This window comes from Paenibacillus sp. BIC5C1, assembly GCF_032399705.1.
Taxonomy (GTDB): Bacteria; Bacillota; Bacilli; order Paenibacillales; family Paenibacillaceae; genus Paenibacillus; species Paenibacillus taichungensis_A.
On the sequence record NZ_CP135922.1, the window covers coordinates 737,146 to 756,667 of the forward strand.

Genomic DNA, 19,522 nt, shown 5'->3' on the forward strand with positions numbered 1-19,522 from the left:
GCTATTAAATTGGATCTAGGAGGTCTGCTAGATGATAATGAAGATTTCATACTATACGCCAGATGGTTTCTATTATTATGTCCCCGATCAATATGCAGAGCAGATAAATGAGTGGAGAGGGGAGTTTTCTGATTTTTTGCAGAGTATAGAAGGGAAACATCCTTTCACCCAATATACCGAATATATTGATCATGAGGGTAAGAAAGAATATGGTGTTTTTGTGCGTTGCTATGGTGGGGATGATTTTGCAGACTGGATTAACGTGGAGAAATTAAACTGCAGAGGTGTATATCGCATTCCTTCGCCACCTGATGATTCGGAAGTTGGATTGAGGATAGATTTTTAAACGTATATCGATTATTAAAAGCAAAATCAAAAAAAAGCTCCCCGTCACCGTGCAGAGCGCACGTGACGGGGAGCTTTTCTGTATAACTTAACTGCATTAAATATAAATGCGATTAAGATTTTTTCATCATTTGACGCAATACGGTTTGCAGGATACCACCGTTATGGTAGTAGTCCACGTCAACCATGCTGTCCAGACGAGCGATAACAGGGAAGTCGAACTTGGTGCCGTCCTCACGAGTTACGGTAACCGTCAGTTCTTGTCCTGGTTTCACATCATTGCTCAGACCTGTGATGTCATACGTTTCACGACCGTTCAGACCGAGGCTGGACCAGCCATGACCTTCCTGGAATTGCAATGGCATTACGCCCATGCCCACCAGGTTACTGCGGTGAATACGCTCGAAGCTTTCTGCGATAACGGCTTTGACGCCAAGCAGGAATGTTCCTTTGGCCGCCCAGTCACGCGAGCTTCCTGTACCATACTCTTTACCAGCGATAACGATCAGGTTCTGTCCTTCATCCTGATACTTCATGGAAGCATCGTAGATGGACATCTCTTCGTCCGTTGGCAGGTATTTCGTAATACCACCCTCAGTTCCTGGAGCCACTTGGTTACGAATACGAATGTTGGCAAACGTACCACGCATCATAACTTCATGGTTACCACGACGGGAGCCGTAAGAGTTGAAGTCTTTGCGTTCTACGCCATGTTCTTTCAGGTACAGTCCAGCCGGACTGGATGGTGCGATATTACCCGCTGGCGAGATGTGATCCGTTGTTACGGAGTCAGCAAGCAATGCCATAACACGTGCGGAACGAATATCTGCGATATCAGTCAACTTGTCGCCAAGCTCCTGGAAGAATGGTGGATTCTGAATGTATGTGGAGTTTGGATCCCACTCATACAATTCGCCTTCCGGTACTGGAATCGTATTCCAACGTTCGTTAGCTGTAAATACGTTCTCGTATTTGTTGCGGAACATCTGTGCATTCAGCGAGCTAGCGATGGTATCCTTGATTTCCTCGGAGCTAGGCCAGAGGTCTTTCAGGAATACAGGTTCATTGTTGGTATCATAACCGATTGGATCGGTTGCAAAATCAATATTAACGGTACCCGCGAGAGCGTACGCCACAACGAGTGGCGGTGAAGCCAGATAGTTGGCTTTGACCTGCGCGTGCACACGACCTTCAAAGTTACGGTTACCGGACAATACAGCCGCTACCGTCATATCGTTCTCGGCGATTGCTTCGCTTACTTCGTCTGGCAGTGGGCCAGAGTTACCGATGCAAGTTGCGCAACCATAGCCGGCAACGTTGAATCCGAGTTTGTCGAGGTATTCAATCAGACCTGCTTTTTCCAGATACTCGGTAACAACGAGGGAACCTGGAGTCAAGCTGCTTTTCACGTAGCCAGGCTTAGTCAGACCACGTTCAACAGCTTTTTTGGCAAGCAGACCCGCTCCGACCATAACGCTAGGGTTGGATGTGTTGGTGCAGCTTGTGATTGCCGCGATAACGACAGCACCAGCAGTCAGTTCGCTAGTGGAACCGTCAGGGTGTTTCACAGGCACTTTCTCAGCGATTTTCTCGTCGCTCAGTCCATATCCGCCTTTGTCGATTGGCGTGCGAATAATGCTGTTGAAGCCTTCTTTCATTTGAGTCAACTCGATGCGATCCTGTGGACGTTTTGGTCCGGCGAGACTTGGAACAACGGATGCCAGATCCAGTTCGATCACGTCGGTAAACTCAGGATCAACCGTATCAGCAGTACGGAACATGTTTTGAGCTTTGTAATAAGCCTCAACCAGATCCACTTGCTCGTCGGTACGGCCGGTATTACGCATATAGTTCAGTGTTTCGCTGTCTACAGGGAAGAAACCAATTGTTGCGCCGTACTCTGGTGCCATGTTGGCTACTGTTGCACGGTCAGCCAGGCTGATGTTGCCAAGACCCGGTCCGTAGAACTCGACAAATTTACCGACAACGCCTTTTTTACGCAGCATTTGGGTAACTGTGAGTGCCAGATCCGTTGCTGTTGCGCCTTCACTCAGGCTGCCTGTCAATTTGAAACCGATAACGTCCGGTGTAACAAAATAAAGCGGTTGGCCGAGCATACCTGCTTCAGCCTCGATTCCGCCAACACCCCAACCAACAACGCCGAGTCCGTTGATCATGGTGGTGTGGGAGTCCGTTCCTACGAGGGAATCCGGGAATACAACCGTTTCACCGTCAATGGTTTTGGTTGCAGCCACAGAAGCCAGGTATTCCAAGTTAACTTGGTGAACAATCCCTGTGGATGGTGGAACTGCACGGAAGTTGTTGAATGCCGTTTGCGCCCAGCGCAAGAAACGATAACGCTCTTCGTTACGCTCGAACTCAACCTTGATGTTGTAGTCGAGTGCATCGTTCGTTCCGAATGCATCAACCATAACGGAGTGGTCGATAACGAGATCAACGGGTACGAGAGGGTTGATCTGTTTCGGATCGCCGCCTGCTTTTTTCACGGTATCGCGCATTGCTGCAAGGTCAACGACAACGGGTACACCAGTGAAATCCTGCAGAACGATACGTGCAGGGATAAATGGAATTTCTTTGTTATTGTCACGGCCTTCTGCCCAGCCGGTCAGTTGTTTTACATGTTCTTCGGTAATAGCACGTCCGTCGAATTGACGAATAGCTGCTTCGAGCAGCACTTTAATGGAGAAAGGAAGCTTGGAAAGGTCGCCGTAGCCGCCTTCCTGAAGAGCATCTAAACTGTAGTAGCGATAAGACTTGCCTCCGACCTCAAGACTGCGGGCCGCGGAGAAATGATTCTTGGCTGACATACATGTACCTCCTTAAAATGTGTCGGTGAGATGAAGAAAACGTTCATTTAGGTGAAGAACAGGCCTTCATCGTTCCGTGTCCTTGTTCGTTAGTTTCATTAGGTGAAACGTAATTTCATAATCGTAACTTTAGTTTTAAGTATACCGTTTTCAGCTCCGTACGTAAAGGGCTTTTTACCTGTCCAGCCAAGCCATTGAGAGATTGAATGCGTTCTCAAGTGAAGGAGATGGACGCGCTCTCTTCCGTACGCATTATCCCCCATAATAAGGCTTCAAAACAGAACCAGACACATACAACCGAAATTCCCTCATATAAATAAAAAAGAGTTTTCATGCAATGGATCATTCCGGACAGAACTCATGCCAAAGGGGGACACAGGCTTGGAACGCGAATGGAAAAGTGCCTTATATACCTACGTGAACCAGTATAATCGCTGTGAGATCGACTACCGTCCACAGACAAGCGAACGGATTGTCACCGATCCGGAATTTGTGCTGGAGCGGGGGGAGCGGATGGCCAGACTGGACCAATGGTACCGCAAGCGGCGGGCCGTGCCTCTTCGCAGTGAGACTAGCGCCAAGCTTGTGCGGACACTTATGGATGGGGCAGATGAATCGGTGGTGGATGTGCAATTGTACAGCAGGCTGTTCTATGAGAAGAATGGTTTGACCCATCGGGAAGACCGGATTGAGCGGGAACGCCTGACCTTTCTTAGGCAAGGTGGAGTTTGGACCATTGCACGTGTAGAACGTGAAGTGCCGGAGCGTCGCCCGGTAGGAGAGGGCCGTCCTTTTCAACAAGCCGATTTTGTACAGGCGATGAATAGGCCGCTGCTTAACCGAGAAGTGCTGGGACAGGGTAGAAGATCGAGGCAGCAGTTGTATCGCAGGGATCTGGCTGTCGCTTATGCGGATCGGTGGTGGAATGCGGGAAACCCGGCATTTGAGGAATTCGAAGTAGATTGCACCAATTACGTGTCCCAATGTCTCTTTGCAGGGGGAGCGCCCATCCACTATACTGGTAAAAGAGAAGCAGGATGGTGGTACAAAGGCTATGTAAATGGGTCTGAAATGTGGAGTTACAGCTGGGCCGTGTCTAACAGTCTGGAGCGTTATTTATCCGGCAGCAGTTGGGGATTGTCAGCGACCGAAGTGGAGCGCCCGGAGCAGTTAATGCTCGGAGACGTAATTCTTTACGACTGGGACGGGGACGGAAGGTTTCAGCATAGTACCGTCGTGACCGCTTTCGATGCGGGGGGCATGCCGCTTGTGAACGCACATACGGTCAGCAGTCGCCACCGTTTTTGGGATTACCGGGATTCTTACGCTTGGAACGAGCGGACGGTGTACCGGCTTTTTCACATTGCAGATGAGTTTTGAGGGTCAAAGATTTTACGGGATTCGGTGACGTAGACATCCGGTTCCGTGTAAAATAAGTCTAGATAACAGAATAAAAGTGGTGCTGAACATGCAGACATAGCAGCATCATTGCACAGATAATCGGAGGTTACGCATGAGTATGGATAAATTAACAGTAGGCGTCGTTTACGGCGGAAAGTCAGGCGAGCATGAGGTGTCGCTGCAAACGGCGTTTGCTGTAACGAACGCATTTAATTATGAGAAGTATGAACTGGTTCCTTTTTATATCTCCAAGCAGGGTACGTGGAAAAAAGGATCTGTCATGCACGCGCCATTTGCGCAGATTGAAGATTTGAAGCTGGAGCAGGCGGCGGGCGGAACTCAGGAAGCGCTGAACGCGCTGTTCGGCCGTTTATATGGCGGAGAAGAGGCGATGGACGTCATGTTCCCGCTGCTGCACGGTACGTTTGGTGAGGATGGCACGATTCAAGGGATGTTCGAGATGGCGGATATGCCTTATGTTGGTGCAGGTGTACTCGCTTCGGCTGGTGGCATGGACAAAGTGGTCATGAAGAAACTGTTCGCGCAGGCCGGAATCGACCAATGTGCCTTTACGTATTTTAACGCATCCCAATGGAAGCAGACTGAACATGAAATGATCTTGCAGGTGGAAGATCAACTTGGATATCCGTGCTTCATTAAGCCGGCCAATCTCGGTTCCAGTGTAGGAATCTCGAAGGCGCGTAACCGGGATGAACTGAAGAAAGCCGTGGAGTTCGCTCTCCGTTACGATACAAAGGTAGTCATTGAGGAGTTTGTAGAGGCGCGAGAAGTTGAAGTCAGTGTGCTTGGTAATGACGAACCGATGGCTTCCGTACCAGGAGAAATCGTATCTTCCGGTGAATATTATGACTATGCAGCCAAATACATCGATGGACAGTCTCAGATGCTGATCCCTGCTCCGCTAGACCCGGAAGCCGCAGATCGTATCCGTGAGGCCGCATTGCAGGCATTCCGTGCGATTGAAGGCAATGGCATTTCCCGTGCAGACTTCTTCATTCGCAAATCGGATGGGGCATTGCTTATTAATGAAGTAAACACCATGCCTGGTTTCACACCATACAGCATGTACCCGCTCTTGTGGCGTGAGACGGGCGTATCGTATGCCGAACTGCTGGATCGCATGATTGAGCTGGCTTTGGAACGCTACAACCGCAAGCAGGCGTTGAACTACGAGAATGGCGTACAGGCGTAGCCTAAGGACGACATTATAAGGAGGGGTATGAATGGGATTTCAGACCGAATTCAATTCCGTGTGCAAGTTCAAGAATGAACAAGAGCTGTTTGAATTGCTTGAATACGGCCGTGGCAAAATGGTCAAACAAGGTTTTCGCGTATTTCCTACCGGACAGAAAGTCATTGCTTACACACCGGATAACGTGGCCGTAGCCATCGTAAAAATCGTAGTCTCCATTGCTGAGATTAACTTCCAGGGTCAAGAAGTGACCGAAGTGGAGATGCAATTGATCCGTAAACTGAACGAGGAAGAATCACGTATTCAGACGGCTCTCGCGGACGAGATGTTCTTTGGTGAACAGGCACAGGGGTAGTTTGCTACATGTGGACCGGAAGCGCATGGACGGATTTGTCCAAACACGATTATGGTCACTCTTTTAGGGTAAAACTTGGTTATATAAAGTGAAGGGAAGACTGCCGGCTTCAATATATGCCGGGAAGGAATCCTGCCCTAATAGAGAGGAAGAAATTCATGCTCGTACGTTTTGGCTATGTGGCGATGTCCGTGCTTGTGGAGAATGCTTCACCTTCGCGGACGATGACCATGTCCAGCTTTAAGAAAATTGATGATAGGGAAGCGGCAATTCGCAAGCTTGAACGGATTGCGGCCGAGAATTTGCATAATACATTACGTTTGCTCAGACACAACAAAGGAAGTCATATTCATGTATATCGTTTCTCTTCCAAACTAATTCCGCTAGCAACGCATGAAGATCTCAGTGATTGGGATCCGTTTCCCGCACTTAAGCAGGATTTTGCCGCGATTGGCGATTTTGTGAAGGAGAACGAGATGCGTGTATCTTTCCACCCGGATCATTTTACGGTACTCAGCACGCCTCGGGAGGAAGTGCTGCGCAACTCCATGCGCGACCTTCGTCATCATGTGCGCATGCTGGATGCCATGGGGCTGAATGCTACTGCCAAGAACAATATACATATTGGTGGTGCATACGGAGACAAGCCTAGTGCAGCGCTGCGTTTTGAAGAAAATTTTCTGAAGCTGGATCGGGATATTCAGGAACGGATGACGCTTGAAAATGATGATAAAACGTTCAATGCTCCCGAGACCCTCTCGGTATGTCAGCGAATGGGACTGCCCATGGTGCTGGATATCCACCATCAATGGGTGAACAATGAAGGCGAACAGCCGTGGGATCTCTGGCCGGATATATTGAAAACGTGGGAGTCCCCGCTTGCTCAGGCGGATTCACCGGCAGACAAGCCTTTGCCGCCCAAAATTCATGTCTCCAGTCCAAAGAGTGAGAAGGACCTGCGAGGACATGCGGATGGTGTTGAGGTGGAACCATTGCTCGCCTTTTTACGTCATATTGCAGCAGATACGCCCGCTCTTGATGTGATGATTGAGGCCAAACGCAAGGATGAAGCTCTGGTGCAGTTGATGCAGAAACTAGCATTCTATCACGAAGAGGGTGTGGAGTGGGTGGACGAGTCGACGGTTATCATTCATCCGTAGCGCCAAAAGGGGCCTGGGCAACGAGAAACTTTACGACCCTCGGGGCGTATACTTTTAACAAGTATTTTAATTTTTCGTAGATTGATATAGAAAGTAGAGTGAACGCTTTGAATGAGAAGGAAAAAACACCTTATGTCGTGACAAGCAAAAGCTATACTGCCGTCGCCATTAATGCAGCTTCCAAAGCTGGAGAGTGGATCAAGAGCCGTCTCGGAACTGTGGGGGAGCCCGGAACCAAGTATTCCCCGCAGGATCTCGTTACTGAAGTCGATAAAGGTGCGGAACAGATGATCCGCCGCCTGATTCTGACGCATTTTCCCCATCATGCCATTCTGGGTGAAGAAGGCGTGGAACCGGGGCCGGAAGCATCAGCGAAGGCACTGAAAGAAGCAGAGGAAGAAGAGTTTCTCTGGATTGTGGACCCGGTGGACGGAACGACGAACTTTGTACACGGATTTCCGTTCTATTCGGTATCGATTGCTTTGGCCCATAACGGTGAGGTGATTGTAGGAGTAATCTACGATCCTTCCCGTGACGAGATGTTTGTTGCGGAAAAAGGAAAAGGAGCTTACGTGCACGGAAACCGGATGCTTGTATCGGATGAACAGGAACTGGCTCAGAGCCTGATCGCAGTTGGCTTCCCCGCGGATACAACCTACGCGTTGCCGATCAATATGGCCGCTGTTCAGGCTCTTGCACCGCAAGTACGCAGTCTGCGGGCAGGTGGTTCTGCCGCCCTGCACTTGGCATATGTTGCAGCAGGTCGTCTGAGCGCTTATACCGAAGTCGGACTGAAGCCTTGGGATATCGCCGCAGGTGCACTGCTGGTTGAGGAATCCGGCGGTAAGGTTACTGATACCGTGGGAACGCCTTACCAGCTGTCCGTGAGTCATGTGGTTGCCAGCAATGGCAAGATTCATGATGCACTGACGGGTGTGCTGAAGGAAGCAAATGCAACTGGTTTAGAGTGAAAATTTACTGAAGGAGCGAACAATAATGGATGAATCCAAAGAACTGGAACGACGTTTGAGTGATATGCTGACTGAAGGGGACATGGAGGAGTCCGGCGATGCTGACAAACGTGAACGTCAGCTGATTCCTCCCAAGTACGAGGTTCGCATTCAGACAGAACGGGACCCGATTGTCGAAGAAACGTTGAAGTACCGGGACATGGCACGTGAGGTGGACGATCGCTACGATCGATACCTAGAGCGTTCTGCCGGGAACAAGCCGGATACCGACCCGAATGGTTCTGATTCTGGAGACACGAATAAATCAAAGTCTTAACGAGTGGACATCTTGCTTATACTCAACGGATAACAGACTTACCTAATTAGGGGAGTCTGTTTTTCGTGTGGATATGGAGTGCAGACGACAGCACCCCTTTAATAATGTTAGAATAGAGTTACACGAACTTCTGTCATTGGAGTGAACAGTGTAATATGTAATTATATTTTATTTTATAGATACGAGAAAAAAGGAGTGTTCTAAGAATGAAGCGTAAACGCATATGGAGAAGTACCGCCGCGGGATTAACGGCAAGTATGCTGGCAGGGATGCTGATTTTGGCATCATCCGCACAGTCTGCTCATGCTGCGGATAGCAATACGTTACCAGCTGGAAGCGTAACATCATCATTGCCTGTACAGAAAGATGCGGTAGCGGTAACCAAGGAATTCCGCCTCGTCACATTGGGGGATTCCATCACCGTAGGGTATGAGCCGAACCTCAAAGAACTGCCATATGGTTATGTAGAACGGTTGCAGGAACAAGGTCTGCTTCACGGACGTACTCAGGTGGACAACTATGGTATTGCCGGATTGAAGAGCAGTGGTTTGAAAAACTTTGCAGATGCGATTAAAGAAGGGAAAGCGCTCACTTCCGAAGCTATTCAACCGAACCTTCCTGATCCAAGAGCGGCACAAGTTGGAGCCAATATTGCTGCCATCCGGGAGAGTGTAGCAGGAGCCAATCTCGTTGCCGTCACAATTGGAGGGAACGATGTATCCGAGTTGCTTGGTTCAGCAGATAAGCTGAGTGACGCGGAACTGGAAGCCAAAGTGAAGGAATTGCTAACTTCTTATACAGTCAATGTTAGTGCAGTTATCAATGATATTCATGAGATTAATCCGAATGCCAAAATTGTAATCGCTGACCAGTACCAACCCATGCCTGAAGTAGCTGGCAAAGCACTCTATGCGAAACTGATGGAAGCTTCCCAGGGGTTTACTGCGACCATTGATGGAATTGCGACTGAATTTTCCGCTAAAGGGATTGATGTAAAAGTGGCTCATGTCGCCAAGGAGTTTGTTGGCGGTGAAGGCACGATGACTCACATGATTAAGGACCGCGATTTCCACCCGAATCAGTTCGGATATGAAGCGATTGCCAAAGTATTCGCAGAAACAATCTGGGGCGATTACACCAAGCTGACGGCTCCTGCTGCAGGCCAACCGATGAATATCATCGTCAGTGGTAAAACGCTGGATACGCCGTACAAACCAATTAACCGCAATGGTAAAAACTTTGTGGCGATCCAGGATATCGTAAACGCCGTTGGCGCAACCACGGTATGGGATAACAAAACCTCAACCGCAACGATTACATATGGAGATCGGAAGGTTGCCGTGAAGATTGGTGCAACGGCTGTTCAGGTGAATGGTGCATCCGTAGCCGTGGATACACCTGCATTCCTGAGCAAAGTGGGTACAGAATCCAAAACGTATGTACCTCTCGCCATGGTAGCCGAGGGTCTTGGCTTTGATGTACAATATATAGCTAAGTTAAAAACCGTTTTTGTGAATCCGTAACGTAATAAGTAACACTCTAATACACTTTCGCATGATGTCGAGCAGCCAGATTCCTTGATCCTTTCAGGGAATCTGGCTGTTTTTGCGTCTATTTTCATGCAAGCACAAAGAGACAGACCTTCGGAAATGACCTAAAATGTTGCATAAATATGACTTGTCATCTGACCATGGATGTGTAAATATGAAAATAACTTACAGTAGATCGAAAACAGTTTCGAATGACAGCACCCTTCGCGAGCCAAAGGAGCGCTTTGGATGAGTAGAATTAAAAACGCTTTCACGAAATTACCAATTCATCATAAAACCATTCTCCTCATTGGATTACTGATGATGATCAGCTTCACGTTCTATGTATCTGTCTTGGGGTATGTGTTCGGCATTTATGACCGACAGATCTATGAGAAATCTTCGCAGGTGCTTAATATGTCTTCGGTGGGCATCGAGAACCAACTGCGCGAGATCTCCAATCTATCCTTCAAGGTCATGTCTGACGAGCCTCTTCAGCAATATCTACTTCAGTTGGATAAGGCTAATTCAGGATATGAGAAAAATGGCCTGCGTAAAAAAATTACCAATAGACTGGTGGCATATGCAGGTTCAGAGAAATACGTCTATTCCATGATCTTTATCGATAATGATAATAATGTTATGGCGGCTGGAAACCGGGAGGGGATCTCGGAGAAGAAGCAAAGCGAATTGGTTGCTTTGGGACAACAATATTCTGGCTCCAATGCCTGGTACACGGGCGGCGATCAACAAGCGAGACTGCTGTCGGTTAGACAGGTAAAGTCTTTTACCGGTGGAGCGTTCACGCTGGAGAAGTTGGGCACTCTCGTTATTCGTGTACGATTGGATCGAATAGTTCAGGACCAGATGCAGCACCCGGCAGAGGATTCACAACTATTAATTACAGATGGTCGCGAAGTAATCTACCCAACAGAGTCGACTGTCAGTAAATCTGAAATCGAGTCTGAACTGAAGCGCACTCAGCCTTATGGGATAGCCATGTTTGAGCAGGGAAGGAATTTCGTCGCCCGTGCGAATTCTCCTTATACCAATTGGGTGTATCTGTACATGACGCCCTTTGACCAAATGTTTAAGCAGATCCAGTTTGTCAAACAGCTGGTGACCGTCATTTTTATCATGATATTCCTGGCGGCGCTTATATTCGGAGCCAAGTTTTCCCGCAGCATTACACAGCCCATCGCCCAGTTGATCAAGAAAATGCGCAATATCGAAAAGGGCGACTTGGATAAGTTGGAGGAAGCAGCGCTAGGCAATGTCCCGGCATCTTCACAGAACGAGGTGGGATTGTTGCATCGCACGTTCAAGATGATGGTACAGCGTATACGCGAACTCATTGACGAGAATTATGCGAAGCAACTCGTGATCCGAGAGACTGAATTGAAAGCGCTTCAGGCTCAGATTAATCCACATTTTCTATATAACACACTGGAATCCATCAACTGGCTTGCCAAAGTACAGAAGCAGCATCAAATCTCCGAAATGGTTGAGGCTCTTGGATTCCTGCTACGAAGCTCGGTGAACATGTCCGAGAAGTGGATCACTTTGGAAAGGGAACTGGAGATTGTTCGCAGTTATGTGACGATCCAGCACACGCGATTCGAGGAAAGACTTGATTTTGACATGGACATTGCGCCTGAAGTGGGAACTGCACGTATTCCAAAGCTGACATTGCAACCATTGGTGGAGAACGCCATTCATTATGCATTGGAGCCAAGCATAGAACCTTGCCGTATTCGGATTAGAGCGAGAGCAGATGGAGACAACGTTGTAATTGAGGTGGAGGACGATGGTCCGGGCATGACTCCCGAATTTCTGGAGCAATTGCAAGAGGGACGGGTACAGACGAGGGGACAGGGGATCGGACTGTCGAACATCAAAGAGCGGATCAGATTGACCTTCGGCGAAGAGGGCGAGATGATCATGAGCAGCAATCCCGGATCAGGGACCGTAGTATCGATCAGAATACCTTGGATTAGAGAGGACGATGACGATGTACAAAGTGATGCTCGTAGATGATGAACGTGTCATTCTGGAGGGGATTTCGCAAGTCGTGGATTGGGCTGCAGCGGGAACGGAACTGGTGGATACCGCGAGAAACGGAATTGAAGCGCTGGATAAAATCGGTCATTCCAGACCGGATATTATCATTACGGATATTTCAATGCCGGGCCTGGATGGTCTTGGACTCATTGAAAAAGCTTCCGAAGCTTACCCTGGACTTCGCTTTATCATGTTGTCTGGCTACAAAGAGTTCGAATACGCTCGACGGGCCATGCAGTATGGAGTGAAACATTATCTGCTTAAACCGTGTAACGAGAACCAGATTCACGATGCTTTGTCCGAGTTGCTTCAGGAACACCAGGATGCCCAGGTAAAGGAACATGTCGCCGGAGAGATGAAACAGCGGCTGCAGCGGGTCCTGCCACATGTGAAGGAGCAGTTCCTGCTGGAGTTTATGACGAACCAAACCTATGGTCCGGTCGATTTGGAGTATTATCAGGAGCTGTTTGATCTGGAACTGGAGGATAACGCAGTTCGACTGCTGCTGTTCCGGATTGCAGATGAACATGATTATAGTCATTTATTTGCGATCAAAAATATTGCCAGTGATCTGCTGCCCCATGTTCTGCTAAGCACAACCATTGAAGGCAAACTGTTAATATTACTGGGAGACTCTGCGGATCCGGTTGGTCTGAAGGAAAGCATTGAGGAAGTGCGGGCTGCTTTCACCAGATTATATAAATTGGAAGTTACGGCTGCCTTAAGTGAAGCAGATCGGATGATCCAGTCCCGACGTCTGTTCCGTGAGGCACTGCAATGCCTGAATCACCGCTTCTTTATCGGTGAAGGCAAGCTGATTACCAATAGTGATCTGGAGCTGGCCGGGGAATGTGATGGTGTACATGTTGAACAAGATGCCGAGCAGTTGTGCCAGTTGATTAAGTCAGGCAATACCGAAGAAGCAGCAGCTGAAGTGGATCGCCTGTTCGACCTTTTGTCTGGTCAGCAGCTTGAAATCGGGATTACTCGTTCGTATGTGGTGCAGTTGTACTCAGCAATGATTCATGTCTGTCCTCCTGAGGAGGCGACGGAATTTACCCAGCAGATGGCAGAGCTTCCCCATATCGACACATTGTCTGGCTTAAAATCTTTTGTTGCCAGCAGCGCAGCCCGGCTAACCTCCGGTTATTACAAAAATCATATTAGTCGTCAATCTTCTGCCGTAGAGAAGATGATGGATATTGTGGATCGCCATTATGGAGAAGCTGATCTATCACTTAACGGGGTCGCCCATCAGATGTTATATATGAATCCGGATTATCTCGGCAAAATTTTCAAAAAAGTGACGGGAGAAAACTTCTCCAATTATGTGAATCGGTTGCGCATTGAGCGTGCCTGCGACCATATTCGCAGAGGTGGGGATGTGAAGGTTTTTGAGCTTGCCGAATTGTTTGGCTTTGGGGGGAACTCACAATATTTCAGTCAGGTGTTCAAGAAGTGGACCGGCATGACACCTACCGAATTCCGCAGAACTGGCTTATAACAATTGACTGACGATCATGTATTCGATATATGAGGGGGACTAACAGTGCCGATAGAGGTGCAGTTGTCCTCCTCTGTTTTTTGAACCAAGAAGACGGTTTTGTGTATTCAACTATGGTCCGACATTTGCGAAAATGACAATATAAAGTTTGTGAAAGCGTTATCAGAAAGTAGAAGATAACTCGTTCACACAACCATTTCAACATAAAAGGGGAGATTGGCATGGTGAAAAAGGCGATATTCCTGATGATGGCGGCATTGCTGGTATTAACAACGGCATGCAGCAGCGGAGGATCGGGCGAATCATCTGGGGATGGTTCAGTAACCCTTCGTATCGCATGGTGGGGATCGGATGCACGTCACGAATATACACAGAAGGTCATTGACTTGTACAAAGAGAAAAACCCGAACGTCAAAATTGACGTGGAATATGCTTCGTTCGATGACTACTGGAAAAAGCTCGCTCCACAAGCTGCAGCGAATCAACTGCCGGACATTGTTCAGATGGATATTTCCTACATCAGCCAATATGCACAGAATGGACAGCTCGAAGATCTGTCCCCGTACATTGGAAACCAGATTAAAGTGGACGATGTATCCGAGAACGTAATCAGCACAGGCGTTATCAACAGCAAACAATATGGAGTACCTGCTGGTGTTAACGTACTGGGTTTCCAGTATGATCCGGCTCTGCTCAAAAAAGCGGGTGTGGATGCCATTCCCGAAAATATGACTTGGGAATCGTATGAAGAGCTTGGCAAACAAACGGCTGCCAAAGGACTCTTCCTGGACGGGGGCGTAGCGCCGGATATCTTCTTCCACTATTTCTTGCGTACCAAAGGATTGTCCCTCTACAACGCTGAAGGAACGGGTCTTGGCTATGATGACGACAAACTATTCGTTGAGTTCTTTGGACTCATGCGCCGGATGATCGAGCAGGGTGCAGCGCCTTCCCCGGATCTGGCTAACCAAACCAAAGGCATCATCGAGGAATCCGATTTGGTCAAGGAAAAAGGAATTGGCGTATGGCAATGGTCCAACCAGTTTGTGGCCTTGCAGCAAGTTGCCAATCGTCCGTTAGAGATTGCACCAATGCCTGGACCTGACATGGAAAAAGGACTTTATATGCAGCCAAGTATGTACTGGGCCGTAACATCGAACTCAAAAGTGAAGGAAGAAGCGGCCAAATTCATTGACTTCTGGGTTAATGATGTGGAAGCTAACAAACTGATCAAAGGCGAGCGCGGTGTGCCGATCTCGGGCAAAATCAAGGAAGCTATCGCTCCTGAGCTGAGTGATGCAACGAAGCAGGTATTTGAATTCGTAGCGGCCATGGAGCCTAAGGCTTCACCAATGAGTCCGCCACCACCAGTAGGTTCACCTGAAGTTATCGCATCTCTTGCGGATGTCGTAGAGGAACTGAACTTTGGTAAGGTTACACCGGAACAAGCAGCAGCGACATTCCGCAAAAATGCCGAGGCGGTTCTTGCCAACAATAAATAACAGTTGAATGATTGCTTGTTCATCCCATTAACGGGATGGACGGGAACAGGGCTACTCGCATAACGCGAGGGCCTTTCCCCGTCCAGTAACCCGAAGTAAGGCTGTGGGAAGCAAGCAGATCAATAAAGGAGGTTCGTTCCGTTGAGGCAATATTCGTCGTTGCGCAGAAACCTAACCGGGTATGCTTTTATTAGTCCTTTTATCATTGGATTTCTGGGCTTTACGCTTATTCCGATGTTTGTATCCCTCTACATGTCGTTTACGAGTTATAACCTGTTTACCTCCCCACGGTGGATCGGGATGGACAACTATACCAAAATGTTCTTTGATGATCCGAAGTACTGGAATTCGGTTAAAGTAACGTTCCTGTATGTGTTCATTGGTGTCCCTCTAAGGCTGGTCTTCGCGCTTTTTGTAGCCATGATTCTGAATACGGGTTCCCGTATGGTTGGAACGTATCGTACCTTGTACTACCTGCCGTCCATTATCGGTGGTAGTGTGGCCGTATCCATTATGTGGCGTAACCTTTTCAGTAATGAGGGTGTCATCAACAGTGCATTAACGGCAATCGGCATCGGGCCAATCAGCTGGTTTGGTGATCCGAACGCGTCTCTCGTTATGTTGATTTCGCTATCCGTTTGGCAGTTTGGATCTTCCATGCTCATTTTCCTCGCCGGTCTGAAAAATATCTCTCCCGAGATGTACGAAGCAGCAGGTGTGGATGGGGCGAACCCAGTACGCAAATTCTTTGGTATCACATTGCCACTGCTCAGTCCAATCATACTCTTCAACCTGATTATGCAAACGATCGGTGCATTTATGACCTTCGTACCTGCATATATCATCTCTAAAGGCGAGGGCGGTCCAATGGACGGTACGATGCTTTACTCGCTGTATCTGTTCCGCCAGGCGTTTATGTTTAACAACATGGGTTATGCTTCGGCCATGGCCTGGATCATGCTTATTATGATCGGGATACTCACAGTCGCAGTGTTCCTGACATCCAAGTTCTGGGTGTTTTATGAATCCGAAGGAGGGAAGTAACGATGGTTTGGAGAAATGTGAAATGGCCCATCTATCACCTGCTCGTTGCAGCTTTGGCCCTCCTGATGCTCTATCCAGTGTTATGGATGCTTTTCAGCTCATTCAAAGAAAGTCGTACCATTTTCGTAACTGCCGAGTCCTTGTTCCCTACGGAATGGATCTGGAGTAATTACGCGGATGGCTGGAAAGGCGCAGGCGGAAGACCATTTATGGATTACATCACCAACTCGCTCGTTATTGTAGTCATCTCTACGATTGGTGCTGTGTTATCCTCATCGCTGATCGCCTTTGGTTTTGCCAGACTCAACTTCAAAGGACGTAACTTTTGGTTCTCTCTGATGATGTTGACCCTGATGTTGCCGCATGACGTTGTACTCGTACCGCAATATATTATCTTCACAAAGCTTGGTTGGTTAAATACCATTCTACCGATTGTTGTACCTACGTTCTTCGGGATGCCGTTCTTTATCTTCCTGATGGTTCAGTTCATTCGTACGATTCCGAAAGAACTGGATGAGGCGGCTACCATTGATGGATGTAACAAGTTCAGATTGTATGTGCAGATTATTATGCCGCTTATCAAGTCATCACTCGCAACGGCTGCGATCTTCTCCTTCTACTGGAGATGGGAGGATCTGCTCGGTCCAGTACTGTACCTGAATTCGCCGGATAAATATACTGTCTCGATGGCACTGAAAATGTTCCTGGACAGTGAGTCTGCATCCAACTGGGGAGCGATGTTCGCGATGTCCATTGTGAGTCTTGTACCCGTTGTAGCCGTGTTCTTTATTTTCCAGAAACAAATTGTACAGGGCATGAGCACCAGTGGTCTGAAAGGATAAACGATACTCACTGAATCAAACCTGGATTAGCATATTGAACAAGGAGGGTGTTCTTATTGAATAAGGCCGAGGGTAGTCAAGCCGTTGCCAAGGAGGTAACGGTAGAGGGCGGTAAAGAGGCCGTTACCCACTGGAAGTTCAATTTTGGACCGGACACTAGCAGTGCAGGTGAGCTTGAGGGTTATTTGAAAGTGTCTGCCAGCACCTCATATGAAGAACAGGGAGAATACGGTTTTGAATCTGGTTCCCTTGTGTATGAGAAGCAACGGATATCTGAAGACGAATTATCGGATATCAGTAGAGCAAACAGTGGCAAACAAGGGCAGGCCACTGTGTCTGCCCGATTGCGTTCAAGCTTCTGTATTCCCCTCAAGGCATCTTTCATCGTTAATGTACCTGATGGAACCTATCAAGTCTTGTTGATTGCAGGGGATGAATTGGCAGAGACGGTCACCCGTATCAAAGCCGGAGAGGGCAGACTGATGCTGCCAACCATTCGTACACTTCCTGGGCAATGTGCAGAGGTTCGATTCTCGGTTGTGGTTCGTGGCGGGAAGCTCCGACTATCCTTCTCCGGTCCCGCGCCACGGATGAATGCATTGGAGATCACGCTTGCCAATCAGACGATGACAGTATTTCTCGCTGGTGATTCTACCGTGACAGATCAGCCGGAAAGTGGATATCCATACTGTGGCTGGGGCCAGCTGTTACCCGCACAATTCAAGCATGATGTTGCTGTCGATAACCATGCCCAGTCTGGGCGCAGTTCCCGGAGCTTTATCAATGAAGGCAGATTGGATGCTATTCTGGAGAGGATTAAGCCCGAAGATTTTCTGTTTATTCAATTTGGACATAACGATGAGAAGCCGGACCCTGACCGGGGAACGGAGCCTTTCACAACATATAAGGAATATCTGAAAAAGTATATCGATGCCGCCCGCGAAGTTAAGGCTCGTCCGGTGCTCGTGACACCGGTGCATCGGCGCTATTTCGCTGATGACGGAACATTGACCGACACCCATGGCGATTATATCGTGGCCGTGCGTGAGCTGGCGGAAGAGGAAAGTGTGCCGCTGATCGATCTGGCTGAGCGAAGCCGTATCCTGTTCGAGCAAGCCGGCATTGAAGGCAGCAAGGAGGATTTCATGTGGGTGCTGCCGGGTGAGTATGTGAACTTCCCAGCAGGCGTGGAGGATAACACCCACTTTCAGGAACGCGGTGCTCGTCGCCTCGCCATGCAGGTGGCGGAAGCCATCCGCGAGCTGCGACTGCAGCCACTGCAGATGTATTTGAGGTAAGGGAGCAAGAAGGGCGGAATCGGAGCAGAGGGAGCGGAGCGTCCGCCTTTGGCGCGGGATTTCCCCTGCTGAGGGGGAATGAAAAAGAAATCCCGAGCCAACAGCGGCCCGCAGCCCGATCCGCCCGCCGAAGCGCCTGCCCCGCGAGTTAGCCTTGCTTTTATTAAGCAAGTTAACGAAGTAACGAGCAAGGTTGCTTTTAAGCTGCCCAGCGAGCATAGCGAAGGCAATAAGCCTTTAAAAAGCCAAGGCGAGCGTTGCAGCGAAGAAGGGCGGAATCGGAGCAGAGGGAGCGGAGCGTCCGCCTTTGGCGCGGGATTTCCCCTGCTGAGGGGGAATGAAAAAGAAATCCCGAGCCAACCTAGCGGCCCACAGCCCGATCCGCCATCGAAGCGCCTGCCCCGCGAGTTAGCCTTGCTTTTATTAAGCGAGTTAACGAAGTAACGAGCATCCCAAAAGTTGCCCAGCGAGCATAGCGAAGGCAATAAGCCTTTAAAAAGCCAAGGCGAGCGTTGCAGCGAAGAAGGGCGGAATCGGAGCAGAGGGAGCGGAGCGTCCGCCTTTGGCGCGGGATTTCCCCTGCTGAGGGGGAATGAAAAAGAAATCCCGAGCCAACAGCGGCCCGCAGCCCGATCCGCCCGCCGAAGCGCCTGCCCCGCAAGCCTCCCGCGCGTTTAACTAATTATTGCATTAGCAAAGGAGGAGTATTAATGGCACAGGATCAGACGAACAATTCAGCACATAAAACATCTTCCACTACGACAGGTCGCACCGACTGGGTAATTCCCGATGGTTATATTCCACCAGTCAGCTCGGGCTCACTGGAGAGTCATGAGAGCATCTGTGTATTAAATACAAGTACAGTGGATGCACTGCTGCAAATAACGATTTATTTTGAAGATAGGGAACCGCTCGAAGACATCGTGGCTGAGGTACCTGCGCGGAGAACAAAGCATATTCGGACAGCTTCGTTGAGATCGGGTGAACAACTTATCCCTCCGGGAGTACCCTATGCCATTACCGTCTCCAGCAACGTTCCCGTTATCGTACAGTACAGCCGTCTGGATACTACTCAGCCTGAACTGGCACTCATGAGTGTTATGGCGTTTCCACTGGGATGAGGTGTTTGATTATGAAATGAAAAGACGACCCG

General features: G+C 48.8%; 17 protein-coding genes. 16 read left to right on the forward strand and 1 reads right to left on the reverse strand.

The annotated features are described in order from the left end of the window. Window positions 1–31: 31 nt before the first annotated feature. On the forward strand, window positions 32–346 hold the full coding sequence (locus tag RS891_RS03530) for a hypothetical protein (RefSeq protein ID WP_113052205.1): 315 nt from the start codon (window positions 32–34) through the stop codon (window positions 344–346). 112 nt (window positions 347–458) lie between these two features. On the opposite strand, the gene acnA is transcribed toward RS891_RS03530, so the two are convergent. Then, window positions 459–3,173, reverse strand: a complete 2,715-nt coding sequence (acnA, locus tag RS891_RS03535) for an aconitate hydratase AcnA (protein ID WP_113052206.1) — start codon at window positions 3,171–3,173, stop codon at window positions 459–461. A 360-nt stretch (window positions 3,174–3,533) separates the two neighbouring features. Between acnA and RS891_RS03540 the strand changes: the two genes are divergently transcribed. From RS891_RS03540 to RS891_RS03610, 15 genes are all read left to right on the forward strand, one after another. Then, complete coding sequence (locus RS891_RS03540; protein ID WP_315794437.1) at window positions 3,534–4,553, forward strand: amidase domain-containing protein; 1,020 nt, start codon at window positions 3,534–3,536, stop codon at window positions 4,551–4,553. Between the two features lie 133 nt (window positions 4,554–4,686). Next, window positions 4,687–5,787, forward strand: coding sequence for a D-alanine--D-alanine ligase (locus tag RS891_RS03545; RefSeq protein ID WP_315794438.1), 1,101 nt, complete (start codon window positions 4,687–4,689; stop codon window positions 5,785–5,787). Window positions 5,788–5,818: 31 nt separating this feature from the next. Beyond that, the gene (locus RS891_RS03550; protein ID WP_053779624.1) at window positions 5,819–6,142 is read left to right on the forward strand and encodes a hypothetical protein; all 324 of its coding nucleotides are present in this window, start codon (window positions 5,819–5,821) and stop codon (window positions 6,140–6,142) included. Window positions 6,143–6,300: 158 nt separating this feature from the next. Further along, a complete protein-coding gene (gene uvsE, locus RS891_RS03555; protein ID WP_113052209.1) occupies window positions 6,301–7,302 on the forward strand; it encodes a UV DNA damage repair endonuclease UvsE in 1,002 nt (333 codons plus the stop codon). A gap of 107 nt (window positions 7,303–7,409) precedes the next feature. Then, window positions 7,410–8,273, forward strand: a complete 864-nt coding sequence (locus RS891_RS03560; RefSeq protein ID WP_397386887.1) for an inositol monophosphatase family protein — start codon at window positions 7,410–7,412, stop codon at window positions 8,271–8,273. Between the two features lie 25 nt (window positions 8,274–8,298). Next, on the forward strand, window positions 8,299–8,589 hold the full coding sequence (locus RS891_RS03565; protein ID WP_315794440.1) for a hypothetical protein: 291 nt from the start codon (window positions 8,299–8,301) through the stop codon (window positions 8,587–8,589). Window positions 8,590–8,795: 206 nt separating this feature from the next. Next, window positions 8,796–10,112, forward strand: a complete 1,317-nt coding sequence (locus tag RS891_RS03570; RefSeq protein WP_315794441.1) for an SGNH/GDSL hydrolase family protein — start codon at window positions 8,796–8,798, stop codon at window positions 10,110–10,112. A gap of 255 nt (window positions 10,113–10,367) precedes the next feature. Further along, the gene (locus RS891_RS03575) at window positions 10,368–12,155 is read left to right on the forward strand and encodes a sensor histidine kinase (RefSeq protein WP_315794442.1); all 1,788 of its coding nucleotides are present in this window, start codon (window positions 10,368–10,370) and stop codon (window positions 12,153–12,155) included. Next, entirely contained in the window at window positions 12,130–13,683 is a 1,554-nt protein-coding gene (locus RS891_RS03580) for a response regulator transcription factor (RefSeq protein ID WP_113052214.1), read from the forward strand. The genes RS891_RS03575 and RS891_RS03580 overlap by 26 nt, the downstream gene beginning before the upstream one ends. A 221-nt stretch (window positions 13,684–13,904) precedes the next feature. Continuing rightward, a complete protein-coding gene (locus tag RS891_RS03585; RefSeq protein ID WP_315794443.1) occupies window positions 13,905–15,185 on the forward strand; it encodes an ABC transporter substrate-binding protein in 1,281 nt (426 codons plus the stop codon). Window positions 15,186–15,326: 141 nt separating this feature from the next. Further along, complete coding sequence (locus RS891_RS03590) at window positions 15,327–16,229, forward strand: carbohydrate ABC transporter permease (protein ID WP_024633027.1); 903 nt, start codon at window positions 15,327–15,329, stop codon at window positions 16,227–16,229. Window positions 16,230–16,231: 2 nt separating this feature from the next. Beyond that, on the forward strand, window positions 16,232–17,071 hold the full coding sequence (locus tag RS891_RS03595) for a carbohydrate ABC transporter permease (RefSeq protein WP_113052216.1): 840 nt from the start codon (window positions 16,232–16,234) through the stop codon (window positions 17,069–17,071). 185 nt (window positions 17,072–17,256) lie between these two features. Next, window positions 17,257–18,369 (forward strand): rhamnogalacturonan acetylesterase, encoded by a 1,113-nt coding sequence (locus tag RS891_RS03600; protein WP_397386932.1) that lies wholly within the window; start codon window positions 17,257–17,259, stop codon window positions 18,367–18,369. Window positions 18,370–18,447: 78 nt separating this feature from the next. Beyond that, window positions 18,448–18,813, forward strand: a complete 366-nt coding sequence (locus RS891_RS03605) for a hypothetical protein (RefSeq protein WP_315794445.1) — start codon at window positions 18,448–18,450, stop codon at window positions 18,811–18,813. A gap of 266 nt (window positions 18,814–19,079) precedes the next feature. Beyond that, entirely contained in the window at window positions 19,080–19,490 is a 411-nt protein-coding gene (locus RS891_RS03610) for a sensory rhodopsin transducer (protein ID WP_113055330.1), read from the forward strand. Window positions 19,491–19,522 lie beyond the last annotated feature (32 nt).